This window comes from Polaribacter sp. Asnod6-C07, assembly GCF_045063625.1.
GTDB classification, from domain to species: Bacteria; Bacteroidota; Bacteroidia; order Flavobacteriales; family Flavobacteriaceae; genus Polaribacter; species Polaribacter vadi_A.
This window is the reverse complement of the sequence record NZ_JBEFOF010000005.1, coordinates 2648663-2670576: the sequence shown is the minus strand read 5'-3', so window position 1 is coordinate 2670576 and position 21914 is coordinate 2648663. Positions and strand designations below refer to the sequence as shown.

Genomic DNA, 21914 nt, shown 5'->3' with positions numbered 1-21914 from the left:
CCATAATATTTTAGTTAAAATCTGTTAAGAACATTTAAAATATGTTAAGAAATTATTAAAGTCATTTTTTTGGTGAAACGTTTTTAAAGATTGAGCGTCTTTTCAATATATCGTTTAACTTAACACACTTAAAATGAAAAATTTAAAATCTATTATCGCCATTATTGCAATTACTTTAGCAACTACTTTTTCTGCAACAGCAACTGAGAAAAAAACTGAAACAGCAAAAGAAAAAGCAAAAATTTCTAACATATTAAGAACAGAGATCGTTTCTATGTTAGGTAATGAAATTCAAGTAGAACTTGAAGACACAACATCTGCAGAAATCTCTTTTATGATAAACAACGAAAATGAAGTTATTATTGTTTCTGTAGATTCTGAAGTTACTGAGTTTAGTTCTTTTGTAAAAAATAAATTAAACTATAAAAAAATCTCTGTAAAAGGAACAAAAAAAGGTGAGATTTACAGAATACCTGTAAAATTAAAAGCTTAAAAATAAAACAACTGGTTGGTTAGTTGGTGCCTAATATTAGTTTAAATACTAATTTAGGCATTTTTTTATTCGTATAACTTCATTTCAGCATCGTAAAACTCACCAGCTTTATCCATTAAGTCTGCTAACTCAGTAGCAATATCTTCTTCATTTTCTCCTGTTAAATCTTCGAACCATTCTACTTCATCATCTTTAAGATTTATCATAAAACGCGGAAACTCTGTATGTAAAACAAAAATATCTTCAGGAAACTCACTATTATCTGCCAATAAAAATTTTGGTAAAGTCATTATATCAAATTATTTCTGCAAACTTACAAATATCTTTCTTTAACTATATTTAAATGATGTGTTTGATGTCCAGAAAAAATAAAACCTAATGCTCTAACAGACATCTTGTTACCAGAACCAATACCTATTTTCAGTAAATCTTTATCAGAAAAACTCTCAAAAAGATGAATAGTACTAATTCTTAAAGCATCCATCTCATCTAAAATATCATAATATTCTCTTTGATTCGCTTTAGAATGATCCGCAAATAAATCTTGATCAAAACCTGGCAATTCTGTTTTATCATTTCTTGCAAAACACAAGGCTCTATAACAAAAAACACGTTCAGTATCTATAACATGTTGTATCAATTCTTTCAAGGTCCATTTACCTTCTGCATAAGCAAAATCTCCTTTTTCTTTATTAATATATCTTAATGTGTTTTCAAAATCCTTTTGAGAATCATATAAATTATCTAACAGAGATTTCCCATTACTCTCAATCATTTTAACGTATTGTTTGTAGTAAGGAGCGTATTCATTTTCTGGAATCATTAAAATAGAATTATGTATGTTTGTTTCACGAATTTAATCATTTTATATAAAATATATACTCTTAAAAAAGATTCAATTTTTAAATGTTTTCTATATCAAATTCTTATCTCAAATTTTTATTAAAATCAACAAATCAGCATGGAGTTCATTCTCCTTTTGTGTTTGATTTTGTTACCAAAGGCTTATATCAAAAAATAAATAAAACTATTAATTTTGATAAATATTCAGAACTAAAAAGCCTAACAAAAAAGCAAAGAAAAATACTTTCTAAAATTCTGATTTATTTTAAAATTAATAAAATTTCTTTTGATATTTCTAGTTTTATCGAAAAATCAGAAAATTATAAAATATTATATATCAAAAATTCAACATACTTAAAAAATATAGACCTTAAAAATTTAACCTCGAAACACATTATTCTTGTTGATGGCATTTATCAAACAAAAAAAACAGAACAAGAGTGGCAAAACATCATCAAAAAAAATGATTTAACTGTAAGTATTAATCTATTTTATTGGGGGTTAATATTCATCAGAAAAGAACAAGCTAAAGAAGATTTTAGAATTAGAGTTTAATATTTTTTTAAAGCTTAAACTTTGTAACTTTACACTTTTCAATTTCGAAACTCATTTTTAATGAAAATATATACAAAAACTGGTGATGCAGGAACCACTGCTCTTTTTGGCGGTTCTAGAGTAAAAAAATACAATTTGCGCATAGAAAGTTATGGTACTGTAGATGAACTAAACTCTTATATTGGCTTAATAAAAGACCAAGAAATTAGTGAAGAAATTAAAAATTCTTTGCTAAAAATACAGAATGAGTTATTTACTTTAGGTGCAATGTTGGCTACTCCACCAGAAAAAGAAACTTTAAAATCTGGTAAAGAGCGCTTAAATATACCTAAAGTTAATGAAAATTCCATTCAGTTTTTAGAAAATGAAATTGATAAGATGGATGCTGTACTTCCTCAAATGACGCATTTTATTTTACCTGGTGGTCATCAAGCTGTGTCATTCTGTCACGTTGCAAGATGTGTTTGCAGACGTGCAGAACGCCTTTCTGTAGAGTTAAACGACCAAGAAAACATTAATAATGACATCTTAAAATACTTAAACCGACTTTCTGACTACCTTTTTGTGTTGGCACGAAAATTGTCTTTAGACTTAGCAGTAGAGGAAATTAAATGGATTCCTACTAAACAATAACTAAGTTCTTTTTTTATCGATTATTGAAGGATTTTTAACTTTTATAAAAAACACAAAGTATTGATTTACAGTGTTAAATAAAAATTAACAATAACTTCATTGTATATTTCTTAAAAAAGACTTGCATAATTCCGCAAAAAAATTATTTTTGCACAAAATTAAACAGTAAGAAATGTATTGGACATTAGAATTAGCATCTTATTTAGCAGACGCACCTTGGCCAGCAACCAAAGATGAGTTAATAGATTACGCAATTAGAACAGGAGCTCCTTTAGAAGTTGTAGAAAACTTACAGGACATTGAAGATGAAGGTGATGCTTATGACTCTATCATAGAAATTTGGCCAGATTATCCCACAGAAGATGATTATCTTTGGAATGAGGATGAATACTAAATAATGCAAAACAATATAAAAAGTCTCTAAAGAGGCTTTTTTTTTGTTTTCTTATAAAAAAGAAAATACTTTTCTGATTGATAAAATTAAAATTTAACAAAACAAACATAGTTATGCTAAATAACTAAAAAACATATAAATAAATGGGTATTTTAGATTCAGTAATTAAACTTTTTGTAGGTGATAAACAGCAAAAAGATTTAAAAATTTTACAACCAATTGTAGAAAATGTAAAGAAATTTGAAGCAGCACTTTCTAAACTTTCACACGATGAATTACGTGCAAAAACACAAGAATTCAAAGATAAGTTAAAGACTGCTACAAAAGAATTGGATGATAAAATTTCTGCATTAGAGCAAGAAGCTAAAGACGCAGATATTGATAGACAAGAAGACATTTATACAGAAATTGATAGTTTAAAAGATGAAGCTTATACTATTTCTGAAGCTACTTTAGCTGAGATTATGCCAGAAGCTTTTGCAGTAATTAAAGAAACTGCAAAACGTTTTGTAGAAAATGAAGAAGTAGAAGTTACAGCAACACCTTTTGATAGAGAATTATCTGCAGCAAACGAACATATTACTTTAGAAGACGATAAAGCTTACTGGGCAAATTCTTGGGATGCAGCAGGTAAACCTGTTACTTGGGATATGATTCATTATGATGTACAATTAATTGGTGGTTCTGTTTTACACCAAGGTAAAATTGCAGAAATGATGACTGGAGAAGGTAAAACACTAGTTTCTACTTTACCAGTTTACTTAAATGCCTTAACAGGTAATGGAGTTCACGTTGTTACAGTAAATGATTATTTAGCAAAACGTGATAGAGCTTGGATGGCTCCTATTTTCGAATTCCATGGTTTGTCTACAGATTGTATAGATTTTCATCAGCCAAACTCAGATGCACGTAGAAAAGCCTACAATGCAGACATTACTTATGGTACAAATAACGAATTTGGTTTCGATTATTTACGTGATAATATGGCTAGCTCTAAAGACGATTTAGTACAAAGAGCACCAAATTACGCTATTATTGATGAAGTAGATTCTGTTTTAATTGATGATGCAAGAACTCCTTTAATTATTTCTGGACCTGTACCACAAGGAGACAGACACGAATTTAACGATTTAAAACCATTAGTTGCAGATATTGTTGCTTTACAAAAAAAGCACTTAGTTGGTGTTTTAGCAGAAGCTAAAAAATTGTTAGCAGAAGGTAACGAAAAAGAAGGTGGTTTCTTATTATTAAGAGTTTACAGAGGTTTACCTAAAAATAAAGCCTTAATTAAGTTTTTATCTCAAGAAGGTATCAAACAAATTTTACAAAAAACTGAAAACACATATATGGCAGACAACAACAAGTTGATGCCAGAAGTAGATGAAGATTTATGGTTTGTTGTAGAAGAAAAAAATAATCAAATTGATTTAACTGATAAAGGTATTGGTCATTTATCAGAAAAAACAAACAACGATACTTTCTTTGTATTACCAGATATTGGTGTAGAAATTGGTCAAATTGATAATTCTGAAATAACTAAAGAAGAAAAAGCTTCGCAAAAAGAAGAACTGTATAAAGACTTTAGCATAAAAAGTGAGCGTATTCATACAATGAATCAACTTTTAAAAGCATACACTGTTTTTGAAAAAGATGTTGAGTATGTTGTTATGGACAATAAAGTAATGATTGTTGATGAACAAACAGGTCGTATTATGGACGGTCGTCGTTATTCTGACGGATTACACCAAGCAATTGAAGCAAAAGAAAATTGTAAAATTGAAGATGCTACACAAACTTTTGCAACTGTAACTTTACAGAATTACTTTAGAATGTATCGTAAACTTTCTGGTATGACAGGAACTGCGATTACAGAAGCAGGTGAGTTATGGGAAATCTACAAATTAGATGTTGTAGAAATACCTACAAACAGACCTATTCAAAGAGATGATAAAGAAGATTTAGTTTACAAAACTGCGCGTGAAAAATACAATGCAGTTATAGAAGATGTTGTAAAATTAGTAGAACAAAAAAGACCTGTTTTAGTTGGTACAACATCCGTAGAAATATCAGAATTATTAGGTAGAATGTTACAAATGCGTAAAATTCCTCATAATATATTAAATGCAAAATTACACAAACGTGAGGCTGATGTTGTTGCAGAAGCTGGTAAACCTGGTGTTGTAACTATTGCAACAAATATGGCTGGTCGTGGAACAGATATTAAACTATCTAAAGAAGTAAAAGAAGCTGGAGGTTTAGCAATTGTGGGTACAGAAAGACACGATTCACGAAGAGTAGACAGACAGTTAAGAGGACGTGCAGGAAGACAAGGTGATGTTGGTTCTACTCAGTTTTATGTAGCTTTAGATGATAACTTAATGCGTCTTTTTGGTTCTGAAAGAATTGCCAAAATGATGGATAGAATGGGCTTACAAGAAGGTGAAGTTATTCAACATTCTATGATTACAAAATCTATTGAAAGAGCTCAGAAAAAAGTAGAAGAAAACAACTTTGGTATCAGAAAACGTTTATTAGAATATGATGATATTATGAACTCTCAGCGTGAGTTTGTTTACAAAAGAAGAAGAAATGCTTTAGATGGTAAACGCTTACAAGTAGATATTGCAAATATGATTTATGATACTTGCGAATCTATTATACTTGCAAATAAAGGCGCTAAAGATTTTCAGAATTTTGAGTTTGAATTGATCAAATTCTCTTCTATGACTTCTCCATTTTCTGAAGATGAGTTTAATAAATTGTCTGAAAAAGAATTAACAGACAAATTATACGACATTGTTACAGAACATTACAAAGCAAAAATTGAAAGAAATGCTGTTTTAGCTTTTCCTGTTATTAAAGATGTTTTTGAAAATGAAGGTGATAGATATGAGCGAATTGTAGTTCCTTTTACAGACGGAATTAAATCTTTACAGGTTGTTACCAACTTAAAAGAAGCTTATGAAAGTGATGGTAAATCTTTAATTACAGATTTTGAGAAAAACATTACATTAGCTATTATTGATGAAAACTGGAAAGAGCATTTACGCAAAATGGATGAGTTAAAACAATCTGTGCAAAATGCTTCTTATGAACAAAAAGATCCTTTATTAATTTATAAGTTCGAGGCTTTTGAATTGTTTAAAAGAACTGTAGATGAAATAAATAAAGAAGTTTTATCATTCTTATTTAAAGGGGAATTACCTCAACAATCAAATCAGATTTCTGAAGCTCGTCAAGAAAAAAGAGAGCAGTTAAATACCAGCAAAGCTGATGTGCAAAACACAACTGAACAAGCTATTCAAAATTCTAGACAGCAACAACAAGAACCTGTTGAAACTGTGGTTAGAGAACAACCTAAAATTGGTAGAAACGAAAGAGTTACTATTAAAAATGTAATGAATGGTGAGCAAAAAGAAGTAAAATACAAGCAAGCAATTCCTTTAATTGAAAAAGGAGAATATGTTTTGGTGAATAAATAATCTTCTTAAAAAAAATAACTCGAAGTGATAAGAAAATAAAAATCCTGATTTGAAATTTCAAATCGGGATTTCATTTCTATTTAAATTTATTACTTAAATCATTTCTTTAATATCTTTTTCAATTTCATCAGAAAAACCATGATATTCTTTTTGTATAATTCCGTTTTTATCGATTAAAAAATATCTTGGAAAACTTGTTACACTAAATTGTTTTAATAAATCTTTGGTTCCTATAAGATTGGTAAATGTTACCTCTTTTTTATCAATTAATCTTTTTGCTTGATTTTTATTTTCTGAAACAATACCAATAACTTGTAAATCTTTATATTTATTATTCAGCTTTTCTACTTCTGGAAAAGATTTTATACAATAGCCACACCAAACCTCCCAAAAATCTATTAAAGTTAATTTATTAGAACTTAAAGTTTCTAATTTATTTGACAACAAATTAGTTAACTCAATTCTTGGCAAGTCTTTTTTTAAAAGTTTATTGGGGGATTTTTTTTCAGGAAGAACTTGATCTAAACTAGCTAATTCTGCTAGATGATTTTCTACATTATCATTAACAGAATTATTAGTTACTATATCAGAAAATAAATAAGTAGAAGTTTTTTTATGATTATCGATTTCAGAAAAACTATAACTATGAACTCGTTTTATGGTAAAAGTTTTTTTATCAATTTCAATTTCTTTATTTCTATTAATAATATTATATTTTTCAATATCTTTTAATTTGTATATTATGATATAAGAATTATCTGTTTCTTTTAATTTTTGATTAGGTTTAATATCATCTAACTCAAAAATATCTTTGTAAACCATTTGTCCTCCAGGACTCCCTAAAATATAATTTCCAGCTTTTTCTTGTCTAAACTCATTTTTATCACTTTTTATATTAAAATGATTATATTCATTATATATAGAAATAGCATTATGGAATTTATTTTTAGCATAATAAGAAAATCCAAAAATAGAATCATTGGCTTTTTTTTCTATTAGTGCGAATCCTTTCTTATCCCAAATACCACTTGGAAATGTGTCTATCTTTCTTATTTGGTAAGATATAATATCTATAGTTTTTGCTTTCTCATTAAACTTTGTAATCACATCTTTTAAAGTTAAGGCTGATTTTTCTGAACAAGAATCTAATATTAGTATTAATAGCGTCAATAAAATAAGAGTTCTTTTCATGTCTTAAATATTTTATTTTTTTTTAATTATTTTTTCCTTAAATAAACGTTTCCAAACCCTGCATTCAATTTCATTTTTACATTTCCTTTTTTGAGTTTTAATTTCATTTGTTGCATATTATCTTTAGTAGATTCTTCTAACACGTTAAAATCAATATCGCTAAAAATTGAATTTGCATCTGCGTCCACAATTATATCAGAATTCTCTGGCAAAGTGATGTCTATAAAACCATTATTTGTGTAAATAGAATACAGTTTTTTAGGTGTCTTTTTATCAAACTCAATAGTAACATTACCTCCAATTGTATTTATAGAAACTGGCCCAGTAACATCTTTTAGCTTTGTATTATTTAAGGTTGATGAAATTTCTACTTCTCCATTAAAATTTGATAAACTAGATGGTTTTGAGTTAAAAAATCGATGCTGTCCTCTATTAGTATCTACATCTTTGCAATTGTTGGTTTGCCAATTTAATTTAATAGAATTCGGAATTTTTATCACATAACTTTCATTACTCAACATAACTAATTGCTCTTCATTATTGTCTTTAAAAACTAATTCATCACCATTTTTTTCGATAATAAAATAAATACCTAAGTCTGAATTTTCATTTTTCTTACCTAACTTCTTCAAACCTTTTTTTCTATTACCATCATTATTAAAAAAGAAAATATTGTTCTTTATAACAGAATCATTTGAATTTCTAGTTGTGGATTGAAACCCATTAACCCTTGCTAAATTTCTAGCATTATTTCTAGAAATAGAAAGACTGTTATTCGCTTTACTATTAGATTGCATAGCATAAGTTCCTGGATAACCAGAATTACTAATATTATAACTAACAGTATTTATAGAATTTCTTTTAATGTGCAAACTTTTTATAACAACTTCAGTTCCATCATAACCTTCAATTTGAAAATTTTTAGAAGAACAAATTTTTAAAGTTCCTTTGCTGAATTTTATTGTTTTCTCTTGGGCATTTGTCTTTAAAAAGTGAATTGACAAAGCGAAAATGAATACTATTTTTATTGTTTTCATTGTTTTATTTTTTAATTTCTACCATAGCTAATGTTGCATTATTTTTAACTATTGGGTAAGTTTTTTCATCATTTATAATTCTTTCAAGAGGTTTATTTGCGCGATTTTCTCTTAAAATACTTAAAGCTTTAATTAATTTTATTTGTACCAAAGGCTTGTTTTCTTTTTCTAATGCCTGGATTAAATTTGTTCTAATTTTTTCGTTAGATGGAAACTGTAAAAGCGCATCTATTGTTGCAATTTTTACATTTGCATTTTCATCTTTATGTATAATTTCTATCAATCTATTAATGATTCTTCTATCTTCTTTTTTATACTCATCATTAAAAGCATAAACGCCTTCTAAACGTTCTCCTGCAGATTCTGCATCTAAACTTGCCATTAACTGTTGTTGTGCTATATCTATTTTTTCTTGATTTAAATACCAAAATCCAACAGAAAAAACAATTACAACACTAGCAGCTATAGAAATAAATTTTATAGAAATAACTTTTTGTTTTTTAGGTTGATGCAATTCTTGTTTTAATAATTTTTCAAAAGAAACATCTGCATTTTTAGACATTGTTTCATTAGTAAAATCATTTTTATGTTCTTGTATATAATCTTTAAGTTTCATCCTTTTTTATTTTTTATCAATAATAAAAGTTGTTGTTTTCCTCTTTTATATTGATTTCTGACTGTGCTTTCTTTAATATTTAAAAGCTCACCAATTTCTCTATGGTTATAATCTTCAATTAAATAGAGCGTTAAAATAATACTGTATTTTTCTTTAAGTTGATGTATACAATTCTTTACAAAATCGATAGAAACAGCATCTGTAACTTCATTTTCTTCTGCTACTTCATTTTCTAAAGTCAAAATTTCATCAACCCAAACAATCTTTTTTTTCTCTTTAATAACATCTAAAGATTTGTTAACCACAATTCTTTTTAACCAAGCTCCTAAATTAGCATCTTCTTTAAGTTGATGTATCTTTTTAAAACCTTTTATAAAACAATCTTGTACAACATCTTCTGCTTCTTCTTTACTCTTTAAAATTCTAACAGCAGCACCAAACATCATATTTTTATAAGCATTATACACTTGTAATTGTGCTGAATAATTATTCAGTTGGCATTGTTTTATGAGTTGTTTAGTATTCAAAAGGTTGGTTAAGCTTGTTTACACTTTAAGAACGGAAAAATTTTAAAAGTGTCGCAAAAAAATAAAATTATTTTTTAAAAGTTGATTTGTAATTCATGTAAACACATAGGTTTAAAGTTATTTACACGTAATTATTTTCATTAACTAAAAGAAAAACTGATACCAAATTAAACAGAAATAATAAAAGACAAAAAACCGTTTAGAGAATCTCTAAACGGTTTTTTTCATTAAATAATTACTAAACTTTATTCTTTAATAAATTTTGTAGTATAACTTAAATCATCAGCAAAAACTTTTATCAAATACAAACCACTTGACAAATCTTCTACATCAATTTTAGTAAGATTGGTAGTAAACACTTTCATTTTTTTACCTAATACTGAATAGATTTCGATCTTAGAAATATCCAGTTTTATAGCTTTTACATTTAAGATGCTTTTTACCGGATTTGGATAAAACTCTAAAGATTCTGCTAACACATTATTTTCTGTATTTAAAGTACATACATTACCAACTGTGTAAGAAAAATATTTAGTAACAGCTAAACCACCAGCAAATGCAAACTTACAGGCATAATTTATAGTTTGTCCATTTGAAAACCCACCTAATGTTTTGGTGAATTTTTTACCAGAAACTAAATCCATTTGAGTTTCTGAAAACGGAGATTGTTGCCACAAAAATGCTACAACCCCAACTTTTTCATCATCTAATAACTCAAAAGTAAAAGTTACATCTGTTCCGTTTGTAGTAAACTCATAATTATAACCTAATGAAAAAGAACCTTCTACAGATTCATTAGAAGTCCCTGCACATTCTGAATTAGTATCTGAGGTAGTTGTAGCTTGTAATTGTATAGAATTATTTACTGCTTCATTACCTGAAAGGTCTTTTGCTGCAATACTAAAAGAATATAAAGTTTCAGGATTTAAACCTGTAATAATAATAGATTTTTGAACTCCAGAATCGCCATTTTCAGAAACTGTATTGTTATTATAAGTAACTTCATAAACAACTTTACCAGAATTGTCGGTTGCATTTAATAAAATTTCTACAGAATTTCCAGTGATTGCGCCTAAAGATGCTGTAAAATTTTCAGGAGCAATAGTATCAGAAGAGCTTCCATTACAACTGTTACCAACAACATAATCGAAATATTTTGTTGCAGACAAACCACCTGAATATGCAAACTTACATCCATAAGTTATAGTTTCTCCTAATGTTAAACCACTAATTGTTTTAGAAAAACTTAAACCATCTGTTTGATCAAATTCAGATTCGATAAATGGTGTTTGCTGCCATAAATATGCAACTACACCTACTTTATCAGTATCTAATAATTTAAAAGTTATGGTTACACTTGTACCAATTGTTTCAAAAGTAACTTCATAACCTTCAGAAAATGCTCCTTGTTGTGCTTCTGTAGATATTTCTGTACAAGATTTTTCATCAGATACATCAACACTAATTTCTTCGGATGTTGTTTGTGCTCCTAAATTATCTGTAGCAATTGCTGTAATTTTATGAGTTCCAATACTTGCTTCCATCCAACTAAAACTAAAAGGAGCTGAAGTGTCTTCTCCTAATTTTGTAGTTCCATTAAAAAATTCGACTAAAGTAACTGTACCATCTAAATCTGTTGCAGTTACAGAGATTGTAATATCTTCACCTTCTTTAAAAGATGTATTATTACTAGGAGAAGTTATTGATATTGTAGGTTTTATATTACCTCCACTTGAAACCAAAACTAATACCTCATCATTTGCTGAATAAGTGCCATCGTTAACTGTTAATTTACATTTATATACACCTTCAACTAAATTAGAAATATTAGGTGATGCTATTGTTTTATCATTAAAAGAAATAGAAGATGGTCCATAAATTTGCTCCCAATTATATGTAATTATTTCTCCTTCAGAATCATTACTGGCAGAACCATCTAAAATTGCAGTTGTACTTGGTAATACTACAGAAACATTTACTCCTGCATCTGCAATTGGAGGCACAAATGATAAAGCCTCTTTATAAGTAAAGGTCATTTTTCCTAAATTAAACTCACCATTTTCAATAAACAAACGTAAAATATTTTCACCTTTAGTCAGTTGAATATCTGTTACATTTTTGGTTTGCCAAACATCCCAATCTGATGTATAATCAACAGAAATATCAGGACTTATTTTATTGCCATCAACTTCAAAATAAAATGGTCCACCACCATTTTCGTTACCAGAAGCATATCTAAAACTTAAATCGTAAACTCCTGCAGTTTGCACGTCTACAGTATACTCCATCCACTCTCCTGCTCCATTCCAACCCACAGTTGCGCCTTCTCCATTTACAATAGCAGCATCAATATTTTCTTCTGCTCTAAAATCTCCATTATTACCAATAGAAGTATCTACATAGGCTATATTTTGCCCAATTCCCCCTTCAAATTTATCATAAAAACCAGCCTCAATTTCACCAGGAATTATATGTGGACTTCCAATATAAGAAACTTGTTCACCAACTTGAACTTCTACATTATTTGTTACATTAAACTCATTCCCCACAAAAACTTTTGCATAAAAACCATGTACCCCTAATGTTAAGTTTTGTGCTTTAAACTCAAAAGGAGCAGTTGTGTCTTCACCAATTGAAATTTCACCATCAAAAAACTCGACTTTTGTAACCGAATTTTCAGAAACTGTTACTGATAAGTTTACACTTCCATTAGGGAAAGCTTGTTTAAAATCTGAAGTTAAAACACCAGAAACATTAACATCTTTACTTGTTCTCATCTGGTTTGCAGGCACAGTTAATTGAAAACCATCTGAAAAAGTGACTATTATTTCTGAATCAGAATAATTGTGAGCTACATAAGTGTTTTCTCCATTTTGTTTAAAAGCAGAAGCAATAGGATAATCAGCTGTAATTGATACGTCTACTACTCCTAAAGCATTTACTGAATGTAACCAGTGATAGGTTTGTGCATCAGAAATACCAAATTTTAAATTTCTTTCTGGGTAAGCATTATAAAGATTTACTGCTTCTTGAGGATTAGACATGGATAAATATTTCCAATAGGTATCATGCCATAAATTATCATTGTCTTCTTTACTTAAAATACCTGTGTTTTGTGAAATCTCTGTCCATAATTTTTGTGCATATTCTTGATTGTGACCTAAGTAAAAAGAGCCACCATGTATAGGGTACAATTCTATACCATAAGAAGCTGCAATATCAGATGTCCAAAAAGTACCATTATCATAAGAATTACCCCAAACTCTAGAAACCAAACTAAATTGTTGATTACTAGCAAAATTTCTATCATAAACATCAAACCAATATTCTTCTACAGCTGTTTGTTCTGTTGTGTAAATATAAATTCCTAAATCTCTAATTTCATCATTCTCAGTAATTGTTCCCCAGTGAATTAAAGAAGAAGCAAACTGCATACTTTCTGATGTAGACTCTTGATCATTACCTTGAGGAAAACTAGCAAACCCATTAGCCCAGCTATGACCAGCATAAGGACTTAAGTTTCTTAAAAAAGGGAATTTTGTATCATTTCTATCAAAAGAAGCAGCATCACTTATTAATGTATTTATCATTCCTCCCCATTTCACAGACCAACCAGGTTCAAACTGTTCCATAAATGCAGCTGCATGGATAAAATAACCCCAATGAAAATGATGATCGTTAATATTTGTGTCTTGTCCATGACCTGAAGGGTAACCTAACATTGCAGACCAAGTATCATTATAATAAAACAAAAATGCTTTTTCACCAGATTCGAAACTTAACCAATCTTCTAAACGCTCTTTAACAGTAGCAATCATTTTATCTCTTGCAGATATATTACCTGTTTGATCTGCAATTCTAGCAGTCTGCACCAAACGATTTAACATCTGACCTTCATTATAAGAATCTGTCCAAGTTGCTAAACCATCATTCTCTATTTGAGAAATTTTAGCATCTAATTCTGCAGGACTAAAACCTGTACTGTAATTTGCCAAATAAGGTATAGTTGGCAAAATACCTTTAAATGTATTTTCTACAGTAAAACTATTACCTTCTAACATTTTTAATTCTCCCCTAACAGAATTGTACGAATACGTACTTGGTACTGGCGAATTAGAACTTGTATTATACCATTGATGAGGCAATAAACCCAGTAACATATTAGTTTCAGTACCTTCTTTAACATCTGAAGTTACAGAAAATGTAGTTGCTAATTTTGAATTACTTTCATTATAAGACCAAGCAGTAGTTGTATTTGTTGGAAAAACAAAAGCATATTTTTTTAAATCTTGAGCTACTGCACTTACATTACTTGTGTTTTGTGGCAACATAGCCATTGACCAATAAGTTTTTCCATTTAATGTAGATGTAAAAGTAGTACCAGATTGCAACCAAGAACTACCTGTTGGTGCATAGAAAACAAAATCTTGACCATCTGATGCATTTTCAATAATTAAAAGTTCATTATTTATTGTAGTAGATCCAGAATTTACTTTAATCTGAACAACGTCATCAGCATCTTTTTCATAATACAAAAATGGCATTCCAATACCAGAAGTAACATTTAATTCGTTATCACCATCTTTCCAATTCATAGTAACTGTCCAATCTGAATAGTCTGAAACAGTTGCTTTGTCTGTTGATAAACCTTGTAACCCAACTTCTATAGGAGCAGAATCACCAATAACACCAGAAGGTATATATGTAACAATTAAACCCGTATTTATGGTTTTCATTGTCATAGGATAATTAAACAAATTATCTGCATGGTTTTCTTTTACTAACTTAGACCACCAATCATTTGTGGGTACTGGTTTGCCTAAAGCATTACCAGTTAATTGAGGAGAACCAGAAGGAAAACCATTTCTACCAGCAATATCTGTACCTGGAAATGATGTTGTGTAGCTACCACTACCTACTTGTGTGGTTTGAGAAAATAAAGTTGTAGTAAATACAAACAAAAACAACTTTAATAATTTAATTCTTAATTTTATATACATATTTTTGAGTTTTATGTAAAACTATCTTTATTAAGATTGCAAATACAGAAACACAACAATACAAAAACACTACAAAAATGAATTATCTATAAAATAAAATGAATTATAAAAAAGAAAGGATAAAATTGTAGATACCTTAATTTAAAAGGTATTTTTTAATGAAAATCAAAAAATACAAGTATAAAGGGTAATAAAAAAAAGCTATACAATAGCCATACAAGTAATAAAATAGAGCAAAAAAAATCCGTTTAGAAAATTCTAAACGGATTTTTATATTTTATAATTTTATGAATTCTTATAACTGATAAATCAATCGAAATCTGTGTTCATTTTTAGGTAATCTAAAAATTCTCTTTTGGTTTCACTTTCTTTAAATTTACCTCCAAATTCTGCAGTAACTGTAGAGCTTTCTATATCTTTTATCCCTCTAGAATTTACACATAAATGTTTTGCATCAATTACACAAGCTACATTATCTGTACCTAATGCTTCTTGCATTGCTTGTACAACTTGCATTGTTAAACGCTCTTGTACTTGTGGTCTTTTAGAAAAATACTCTACAATTCTATTCATTTTAGATAAACCAATAACTTTACCATCAGAAATATAAGCAACGTGCGCTCTACCAATAATTGGTAATAAATGATGCTCGCAAGTAGAATACACAACAATGTTTTTTTCTACTAACATTTCACCATAATTGTAGTTATTATCAAACGTAGATGGTTTTGGCATATTTTTAGGATCTAAGCCCATAAATATCTCATTTACAAAAGCTTTTGCCACTCTTTTTGGTGTACCTTGTAAACTATCGTCTGTTAAATCCATACCTAAAGTGTTTAAAATATCTTTAACACTTTCTTGAATTCTATTGATTTTTTCTTCATTAGTAATATCAAAAGCATCTGCTCTTAAAGGCGTTTTTGCTGATGTACCAATGTGATTCTCACCAATTTCTTTTATTCTTTCGTCATTCATTTTGCTGCTTAATTCAAACATTTCAATCTATATTAAAGTGCAAATTTACGTGTTTGCAACGTATTTTAATCAATTTTACATCAATTATCGTTATAACATAATAACTCTTGATAACTACAACTTAAACTGATAGAAACTAAGTTTAAAAATTAGAAGTTAAATTGATGCTATAAACCTCACTTATAACTTATAAAAGCTATTTTATTTTTTCTATTAATTCTGATAAAGAACATTTTGTTTGCTCACCAGAAACCATATTCTTTAACGTATACTCTTGTTTTTCTACTTCTTGAGAACCTACCAAAACAACAAATTCAATTTCGCGTTTGTTAGCGTAATTCATCTGTTTTTTCATTTTTGCAGCATCAGGATATAATTCTGATTTTATATTTTGCTTTCTTAACTCAGCAATTGCTTTCATAGAATACAAAGCTTCTGCATCTCCAAAATTGATGAACAACACTTTTGGTTTTGGCAAATCAACAGATTTAAACAAACCTAACTCTTCTAAAACTAGGTAAATTCTATCCAATCCAAAAGATATACCAACTCCAGAAACATCTTTTAAACCAAATATTCCTGTTAAATCATCATATCTTCCTCCACCACCAATAGAACCCATTTTTACACCTTCTGGAGCAGACACTTCAAAAATTGCTCCTGTGTAATAATTTAATCCTCTTGCTAAAGTTACATCTACTTCTAAATTAGCAGATGCTAAACCTAATTCAGAAACTGAATTTATAACAAAACATAACTCTTCTACTCCTTTTATTCCTTCTTCTGATGATTGTAACATTGCTGCTAAAGCATCTAAATTCTCTTCATTTGTACCATCAAAAGAAAATAAAGGTTGCACTTTTTGAATCGCTTCTTGAGTAATACCTTTAGCCAACATTTCTGTTTCTACTTTTTCTTGACCAATTTTATCTAACTTGTCTAAAGCTACAGTAAAATCGATTAACTTATCTTGCGCGCCAATAACTTCTGCAATACCAGAAAGTATTTTTCTATTATTGATTTTAATGGTCGTTTTTTCTAAACCTAACTTACTAAAAACAGTATCATATAACTTAATAAACTCAACTTCTTGCCATAAAGATTTACTCCCAACAACATCTGCATCACATTGAAAAAATTCTCTAAAACGTCCTTTTTGTGGTCTATCTGCTCTCCAAACTGGTTGTACTTGATATCTTTTAAAAGGAAATGTAATTTCGTTTTGATGTTGTACAACATATCTTGCAAAAGGTACAGTAAGATCGTATCTTAATGCTTTTTCAGAAATTTGCGCAGTTACTTTTGTACTTTCTTTTTCTGACAATAATTTTTCATCTGCTTTTTTAAGAAAATCCCCAGAATTTAAAATTTTAAAAATCAGGCGATCTCCTTCTTCTCCATATTTCCCCATTAAAGTTGATGAATTCTCAAAACTTGGAGTTTCAATTGGTTGAAATCCGAAAGTTTCAAAAGCAGTTTTAATCGTGTTCATTATGTAAGTACGATTGGCAACTTCTGTTGGCGAAAAATCTCTAGTTCCTTTTGGAATGCTTGGTTTCATATAAATAATTATGAATTACGTATTTTTATTAATGAGCAAATCACTAAAACCTAAAAATTCGTAATTATGATTTTGTAATTGTAAATTTAAGAGCGCAAATATCGTGAAAAACTTATAATTTATTACGTGATATAAAGGTTTTATTTATCCTTTTTAACTTGTGTAAAGAGGCATTTAACTCAAAACCCAACAACAAAATAATGGAATTTAACCAAACAAAAAGCATCAAAATTAAAAGTGTACCAATAGAACCATATAACTGATTGTATTGTGCAAATTTTAAAACGTAAATTCCGAATAAATAAAAAGTAAAAATTGATACAACTGTAGTTAAAACAGCGCCTGCAGAGAAAAACCGAATTTCTTTTCCTTGTTTTGTTCCATACCTAAAGAGTAGTGAAACAATTATAAAAATCATCAAAACAAACAGTAAACCTCTTCCATAATAAAATAGGTTTAAGTCTGAGGTATTTAGCCAACCAATTTCATCAATCTTAGTTAATGCAAACTGGTATAATATTACCAAAATTACAGTTGATATTAAGAAAATTGAAATTAACAAAGAGACACCTAAAGCCACAAAATATGAGCTAAAAACACTCCTGAATTCTGTTATATGATAAGAGTGTTCAAAACCTCCAAAAATGGCGTTAATTCCATTGGTCATCAGAAAAATAGATAGTAAAAATCCGAAGGAAAGTAAACCTCCATATTGATTGTTAATAATATCACCAATTACCAAATTTACAGCATCAAAAGTTTGTGGAGGCAAAACATCTTTTATAAATGAGAATAAACCTTCTTGAAAACCTTCTATAGGAATGTAAGGAATTAGGGTTAAAATAAATAGCATAAATGGAAAAACTGCCATAAAAAAACTGAAAGCAATTCCTCCTGCTCTTGTAGTTAAAGCACCTTCTATAATACCAATAATGTACAATTCTAAAAGATCGTATAAAGACATACCTATTAAACCCGGAATTTTTATTTGTTTCCCGAATTTAACCAACAAATTTATTATTGGTATTTTATTAAGTTTGTCTTCTATTTCTCTTGACATTTTTTTAAAAGTTGTAAAGTATAAATTAGTTGTAAAGTTTAAAAGTTACTTAATTATTAAGTTGAGTTATTCTATACATATTTTATAACTCGATAACAATCCTCCTAAATTCTCTTTACTAAACTTGGCTCCTTTTAGACTATTTTCTTCTGGATTTATTTTAAAATTAAATGCGGTTCTAAAATCTACTTTTTCTAATGATGTTCTATCAAAAATTGTATTTTTTAAATCGCAATTATCAAAAAATGAACTCGTTAAATTAGATTCTGTAAAATCAGCTTCTTCTAAGTTAGAGTTCTTAAATTTTGTGCTCTGAATTTTTAATTGATAAAATGATGCATAATTCAACTGACAATCTTTAAAATAAAATTGCAATAAAAAAGGATCGCATTCATTGAATTTTATGCCAATCATTTTACAATTGCTAAAATTAGCATCTTTAAAAGCGGTGTCTTTTACAATAGTATTGCTAAAATTACAATCTATAAATTCACATTCTACAAACTGAATATTTGATGCGTGAATGCTTTCGAAATTACAATTGATAAATGTACAATTGTCATATTCTCCTTTTTTGATTTTTGATTTTGTAAAATCAATTTTGGAGTATTCTTCGCTATCGAAATAATTGTCTATCATATTTATTATTCCTGCCAAGGCAGGAATCTTTTTTTGTAATTGTATCTTTATATTGAGATTCCTGCCTAGACAGGAAAGACAAGGAAAAATTGAATTTAAATGGCTTTTAAACTTAAATCCATGTTATAAACAGAATGCGTTAAAGCACCAGATGAAATAAAATCTACTCCACATTCTGCATATTCTCTAATTGTTTTTTCATTAATTCCTCCAGAAGATTCTGTAAGGCAAGTATCACCAATTAAAGCCACTGCTTTTCTAGTATCTTCGTAATTAAAATTATCAATTAAAATTCTGTAAACACCATCAACAGATAATATTTCTTCAATTTCTGCCAAACTTCTTGCCTCTACAATTATTTTAATATCTAAACCTTTTTCTGCTAAATAATTTTTTGTTTTTGTAATTGCAGCTGTAATTCCGCCAGCAAAATCAATATGATTATCTTTAATCATAACCATGTCATACAAAGCAAATCTATGATTTTCTCCACCACCAATTTTTACTGCCCATTTTTCTAAAGCTCTAATTCCTGGAGTGGTTTTTCTGGTATCTAAAACTTTGGTTTTTGTACCTTCTAAAAGATTCGCAAAAAAGGCAGTTTTAGTAGCAATTGCACTCATTCTTTGCATAGCATTTAACACCAAACGCTCTGCCATTAAAATTGATTGCGATTTACCAGAAACGTGAAAAACAATATCACCATATTTTACCTTTTCACCATCTTTTATAAAAGTCTCAACCTCTAAATCTGCATCAACATAGTTAAAAACAAGTTTAGCAAACTCAACACCAGCAATAATACCATCGTCTTTTACTAGTAATTTTGCTTTACCCTTAGCATTTGCAGGTATACAAGAAAGTGATGTATGGTCTCCATCTCCTATATCTTCTCTAATTGCGTTTTTTATAATGAGGTCTAATTCTTTCTGAAATTGTTCTTTTGATATCATTTTTTCGTATTTCTGATGTAAAAATAGGAATGATTTTTTAACTTTTTGTCAGTTCGAGTGAATTTAATGAGTGAAAACGAATAAATTTGTATCGAGAACAATTATAGTAAACTTCTCGATACAATTTTCTCATAAAATCGAAAATGACTCGAAGTGACAAACCTAAGAACTTATGAAAATTAAACTTATAGCCATAGGTAAAACCGATAACAAACAATTAATTCAATTGATTGATGAATATAAAAACCGACTAAAACATTATATTAAGTTTGAACTCGAAATTATTCCTGATATTAAAAACGTGAAGAATTTAAGCGAAGTTCAGCAGAAAGAAAAGGAAGGTGATTTAATTCTTTCTAAACTTCAAAATACAGATCAGTTAATTTTGTTAGATGATAAAGGAAAACATTTTACATCCATAGAATTTTCTAAATACCTACAAAAGAAAATGAATTCTGGTTTAAAACAATTGGTTTTGGTAATTGGTGGGCCTTATGGTTTTTCTAATGCTGTTTACCAAAAAGCACAAGGAAAAATATCCTTATCTAAAATGACCTTTTCTCATCAAATGATTCGTCTTTTTATTGTAGAGCAATTGTATAGAGGTTTTACGATTTTAAAAAATGAGCCTTATCATCATGAATAAAAACTCTAGATTTTGTTTACTTTAATATAATCTTGAGGAGAATAAGTAGTTATTTTTTTAAATGCACTAAAAAAGGGATTGTAAGATGAAAAACCTGTTGTGTAAGCTAAAGACTCTAAAGTTTCATTACTTAAAAATTTTTGATTTATTAAATGAATTGCATCTTGAATTCTACTGTTCATTCTATATTCTGAAAAAGAAATCTTAGAATGATATTTAAATAAATACACAATATGACTTGTTGGTACTCCTAATTTTTCTGCAATTGTGCTTTGAGAAGCTTTTTGGTTTCTAAAAATTAAATCTTCAGAACTTAATTTATCAACCTCTAAAATATAGCTACTTATATTTTTTGTGATTTTTTCTTGTAATTTTTGATCTTGGTCGCTTTTTTTAGCTTTCGTTTCTAAGATCCAATTATCTGTTCTTGGTTTTAAAGTTTCAGTATTTTCTATTAAAGTATCATTAAATTTTAATAACGTTTTATTAAGAATTGGAAGCCCATATAAAATTTCTGGTGAAATTAAAATTTTAAAAAAAATGAATAACCAAAAAAGTAGTAAAAAAACTGCCATTGATTTCCCAGAAGGCAGAGATCCGTTTTTAATTTCTATATATAAAGAAATTAAAACTGTAAGACTAGAAAGTACATGAATTACAAAAAAATAAATAGTCCAGTTTTTAACCAATTTAAAATGCTCATTATTTAAAAGCATTGTTTTTTGAAACCAAATATTCTTACTCAATAATTTAAAGATTATTGATAGATAAAAAACTAAAAAAAATGTTATTAAAAAAAGGTTCGTTAAACGTCCAAAATAAAAAATAAAACTATGTTTTAAAACATCTATTGCGTTAATTAAGAATAAGAAGAGAATAAAAAATAAATGTTTTAAATCTTTATAATTAAACGTATTAATTTGAAAAGTTAAGTTTTTATAATACAAATAAGAACTAGGTACAATTAATAAAAATAGAATTGAAAACAAACCCCTATCTGGTTTTATTACAGTTTGTAAACCAAAATTGTAACTACCATGAATAAAAAAACGAATAGAAACTATGCTTAGAGCAAGAATTAAAAAAAAATTACAAAAAGGATTAGAACGATAAAATCTTAACATTAATGCAAGGGTTACAATTCCAATAATCCCTGTAAATAAAAACAAAAAAGATTCAATCAAAATAAATAGGGATTTTATAAATCAAATGTAGTAAAATTGATTATTCTTTTTTAAATATATCTTACTGATTGTTTAAAATTCTTACTGATTTAGCTAAAATAAGAACAGGCAACTGTTTTAGC

At 28.3% G+C, this 21914-nt stretch carries 19 protein-coding genes; 6 read left to right on the top strand and 13 right to left on the bottom strand.

All coding sequences use genetic code 11. From position 1 onward, the window contains the following. Nucleotides 1-133: 133 nt before the first annotated feature. Entirely contained in the window at nucleotides 134-493 is a 360-nt protein-coding gene (locus ACJJVK_RS11455) for a hypothetical protein (protein WP_215994954.1), read from the top strand. Nucleotides 494-558: 65 nt separating this feature from the next. On the opposite strand, the gene ACJJVK_RS11450 is transcribed toward ACJJVK_RS11455, so the two are convergent. Beyond that, nucleotides 559-783, bottom strand: coding sequence for a hypothetical protein (locus tag ACJJVK_RS11450; protein WP_215994953.1), 225 nt, complete (start codon nucleotides 781-783; stop codon nucleotides 559-561). Between the two features lie 23 nt (nucleotides 784-806). After that, on the bottom strand, nucleotides 807-1316 hold the full coding sequence (locus tag ACJJVK_RS11445; RefSeq protein WP_405566100.1) for a DinB family protein: 510 nt from the start codon (nucleotides 1314-1316) through the stop codon (nucleotides 807-809). 83 nt (nucleotides 1317-1399) lie between these two features. Between ACJJVK_RS11445 and ACJJVK_RS11440 the strand changes: the two genes are divergently transcribed. The 4 genes from ACJJVK_RS11440 (at nucleotide 1400) to secA (ending at nucleotide 6400) form a co-directional block, all read left to right on the top strand. Beyond that, nucleotides 1400-1891: a hypothetical protein gene (locus ACJJVK_RS11440; protein WP_405566099.1), complete on the top strand. Its 492-nt coding sequence runs from the start codon at nucleotides 1400-1402 to the stop codon at nucleotides 1889-1891. Nucleotides 1892-1951: 60 nt separating this feature from the next. Then, nucleotides 1952-2524: a cob(I)yrinic acid a,c-diamide adenosyltransferase gene (locus ACJJVK_RS11435; protein ID WP_215994950.1), complete on the top strand. Its 573-nt coding sequence runs from the start codon at nucleotides 1952-1954 to the stop codon at nucleotides 2522-2524. A gap of 172 nt (nucleotides 2525-2696) precedes the next feature. After that, nucleotides 2697-2918 (top strand): DUF2795 domain-containing protein, encoded by a 222-nt coding sequence (locus tag ACJJVK_RS11430; RefSeq protein WP_015479930.1) that lies wholly within the window; start codon nucleotides 2697-2699, stop codon nucleotides 2916-2918. A 143-nt stretch (nucleotides 2919-3061) separates the two neighbouring features. Further along, entirely contained in the window at nucleotides 3062-6400 is a 3339-nt protein-coding gene (gene secA, locus ACJJVK_RS11425; RefSeq protein ID WP_405566095.1) for a preprotein translocase subunit SecA, read from the top strand. Between the two features lie 93 nt (nucleotides 6401-6493). Here the strand turns inward: secA and ACJJVK_RS11420 are convergent, their stop codons facing one another. From ACJJVK_RS11420 to nadC, 10 genes are all read right to left on the bottom strand, one after another. Continuing rightward, entirely contained in the window at nucleotides 6494-7591 is a 1098-nt protein-coding gene (locus ACJJVK_RS11420; protein WP_405566093.1) for a TlpA family protein disulfide reductase, read from the bottom strand. Nucleotides 7592-7617: 26 nt separating this feature from the next. Continuing rightward, entirely contained in the window at nucleotides 7618-8628 is a 1011-nt protein-coding gene (locus tag ACJJVK_RS11415; RefSeq protein ID WP_405566091.1) for a hypothetical protein, read from the bottom strand. Nucleotides 8629-8632: 4 nt separating this feature from the next. Continuing rightward, on the bottom strand, nucleotides 8633-9244 hold the full coding sequence (locus ACJJVK_RS11410; RefSeq protein ID WP_405566089.1) for a HEAT repeat domain-containing protein: 612 nt from the start codon (nucleotides 9242-9244) through the stop codon (nucleotides 8633-8635). Beyond that, nucleotides 9241-9771, bottom strand: a complete 531-nt coding sequence (locus ACJJVK_RS11405) for an RNA polymerase sigma factor (protein ID WP_405566087.1) — start codon at nucleotides 9769-9771, stop codon at nucleotides 9241-9243. The genes ACJJVK_RS11410 and ACJJVK_RS11405 overlap by 4 nt, the downstream gene beginning before the upstream one ends. A gap of 245 nt (nucleotides 9772-10016) precedes the next feature. Then, on the bottom strand, nucleotides 10017-14771 hold the full coding sequence (locus ACJJVK_RS11400; RefSeq protein ID WP_405566085.1) for a glycosyl hydrolase: 4755 nt from the start codon (nucleotides 14769-14771) through the stop codon (nucleotides 10017-10019). A gap of 309 nt (nucleotides 14772-15080) precedes the next feature. Further along, nucleotides 15081-15770, bottom strand: a complete 690-nt coding sequence (folE, locus tag ACJJVK_RS11395) for a GTP cyclohydrolase I FolE (RefSeq protein WP_215994944.1) — start codon at nucleotides 15768-15770, stop codon at nucleotides 15081-15083. Nucleotides 15771-15945: 175 nt separating this feature from the next. Beyond that, complete coding sequence (gene hisS / locus ACJJVK_RS11390) at nucleotides 15946-17310, bottom strand: histidine--tRNA ligase (protein ID WP_405566083.1); 1365 nt, start codon at nucleotides 17308-17310, stop codon at nucleotides 15946-15948. A gap of 112 nt (nucleotides 17311-17422) precedes the next feature. Further along, complete coding sequence (locus ACJJVK_RS11385; RefSeq protein ID WP_215994942.1) at nucleotides 17423-18370, bottom strand: YihY/virulence factor BrkB family protein; 948 nt, start codon at nucleotides 18368-18370, stop codon at nucleotides 17423-17425. A 66-nt stretch (nucleotides 18371-18436) separates the two neighbouring features. Further along, nucleotides 18437-19027, bottom strand: a complete 591-nt coding sequence (locus ACJJVK_RS11380; protein WP_405566080.1) for a pentapeptide repeat-containing protein — start codon at nucleotides 19025-19027, stop codon at nucleotides 18437-18439. A gap of 77 nt (nucleotides 19028-19104) precedes the next feature. Further along, the gene (gene nadC / locus ACJJVK_RS11375) at nucleotides 19105-19962 is read right to left on the bottom strand and encodes a carboxylating nicotinate-nucleotide diphosphorylase (protein ID WP_405566078.1); all 858 of its coding nucleotides are present in this window, start codon (nucleotides 19960-19962) and stop codon (nucleotides 19105-19107) included. A gap of 172 nt (nucleotides 19963-20134) precedes the next feature. On the opposite strand from nadC, the gene rlmH reads away from it, so the two are divergent. Continuing rightward, nucleotides 20135-20608, top strand: coding sequence for a 23S rRNA (pseudouridine(1915)-N(3))-methyltransferase RlmH (rlmH, locus tag ACJJVK_RS11370; RefSeq protein ID WP_405566077.1), 474 nt, complete (start codon nucleotides 20135-20137; stop codon nucleotides 20606-20608). 5 nt (nucleotides 20609-20613) lie between these two features. On the opposite strand, the gene ACJJVK_RS11365 is transcribed toward rlmH, so the two are convergent. Continuing rightward, nucleotides 20614-21354: a helix-turn-helix domain-containing protein gene (locus tag ACJJVK_RS11365; RefSeq protein WP_405566075.1), complete on the bottom strand. Its 741-nt coding sequence runs from the start codon at nucleotides 21352-21354 to the stop codon at nucleotides 20614-20616. Nucleotides 21355-21914 lie beyond the last annotated feature (560 nt).

Bases quoted from the DNA above. Each gene is read 5' to 3' on its own strand.
- ACJJVK_RS11410 (WP_405566089.1), bottom strand. From the start codon at position 9,244: ATGAAACTTAAAGATTATATACAAGAACATAAAAATGATTTTACTAAT.
- ACJJVK_RS11430 (WP_015479930.1), top strand. From the start codon at position 2,697: ATGTATTGGACATTAGAATTAGCATCTTATTTAGCAGACGCACCTTGG.
- ACJJVK_RS11400 (WP_405566085.1), bottom strand. From the start codon at position 14,771: ATGTATATAAAATTAAGAATTAAATTATTAAAGTTGTTTTTGTTTGTA.
- ACJJVK_RS11385 (WP_215994942.1), bottom strand. From the start codon at position 18,370: ATGTCAAGAGAAATAGAAGACAAACTTAATAAAATACCAATAATAAAT.
- folE (WP_215994944.1), bottom strand. From the start codon at position 15,770: ATGTTTGAATTAAGCAGCAAAATGAATGACGAAAGAATAAAAGAAATT.
- ACJJVK_RS11450 (WP_215994953.1), bottom strand. From the start codon at position 783: ATGACTTTACCAAAATTTTTATTGGCAGATAATAGTGAGTTTCCTGAA.
- hisS (WP_405566083.1), bottom strand. From the start codon at position 17,310: ATGAAACCAAGCATTCCAAAAGGAACTAGAGATTTTTCGCCAACAGAA.
- nadC (WP_405566078.1), bottom strand. From the start codon at position 19,962: ATGATATCAAAAGAACAATTTCAGAAAGAATTAGACCTCATTATAAAA.
- ACJJVK_RS11420 (WP_405566093.1), bottom strand. From the start codon at position 7,591: ATGAAAAGAACTCTTATTTTATTGACGCTATTAATACTAATATTAGAT.
- ACJJVK_RS11455 (WP_215994954.1), top strand. From the start codon at position 134: ATGAAAAATTTAAAATCTATTATCGCCATTATTGCAATTACTTTAGCA.
- rlmH (WP_405566077.1), top strand. From the start codon at position 20,135: ATGAAAATTAAACTTATAGCCATAGGTAAAACCGATAACAAACAATTA.
- ACJJVK_RS11445 (WP_405566100.1), bottom strand. From the start codon at position 1,316: ATGATTCCAGAAAATGAATACGCTCCTTACTACAAACAATACGTTAAA.
- ACJJVK_RS11435 (WP_215994950.1), top strand. From the start codon at position 1,952: ATGAAAATATATACAAAAACTGGTGATGCAGGAACCACTGCTCTTTTT.
- ACJJVK_RS11415 (WP_405566091.1), bottom strand. From the start codon at position 8,628: ATGAAAACAATAAAAATAGTATTCATTTTCGCTTTGTCAATTCACTTT.
- ACJJVK_RS11440 (WP_405566099.1), top strand. From the start codon at position 1,400: ATGTTTTCTATATCAAATTCTTATCTCAAATTTTTATTAAAATCAACA.
- secA (WP_405566095.1), top strand. From the start codon at position 3,062: ATGGGTATTTTAGATTCAGTAATTAAACTTTTTGTAGGTGATAAACAG.